Origin of the sequence: Streptomyces fildesensis (assembly GCF_016107395.1) — a bacterium.
In the GTDB taxonomy this organism is placed as follows: domain Bacteria; phylum Actinomycetota; class Actinomycetes; order Streptomycetales; family Streptomycetaceae; genus Actinacidiphila; species Actinacidiphila fildesensis.
This window is the reverse complement of the sequence record NZ_JAAIKO010000294.1, coordinates 1-268: the sequence shown is the minus strand read 5'-3', so window position 1 is coordinate 268 and position 268 is coordinate 1. Positions and strand designations below refer to the sequence as shown.

Here is a 268-nt window from a genome sequence, read left to right as displayed (position 1 = left end):
CGTCACTAATGTTGAAACCGTGTCCGTCTCCCCCACCATTCTGAGACGCGGGCCGGAGTGGTTCGCCAGTTTCGGGCGTAAGAACAATTCTGGCACAAAATTATTCTGCGTGTCCGGTCACGTCAACAGGCCGTGCACCGTCGAAGAGGAGATGAGCATCCCGCTGAAGGATCTGATACAGATGCACTGCGGAGATGTCCGAGGAGGATGGGACAACTTGCTTGCCATCATCCCCGGAGGCTCTTCTGTTCCGTTGCTTCCCAAGCAC

The 268-nt window shown here is 56.0% G+C and carries 1 protein-coding gene; it reads left to right on the top strand.

From position 1 onward, the window contains the following. Positions 1-19 precede the first annotated feature (19 nt). The coding region (locus C6N31_RS47380; RefSeq protein ID WP_198359724.1) for an SLBB domain-containing protein at positions 20-268 on the top strand (249 nt) is incomplete at its 3' end.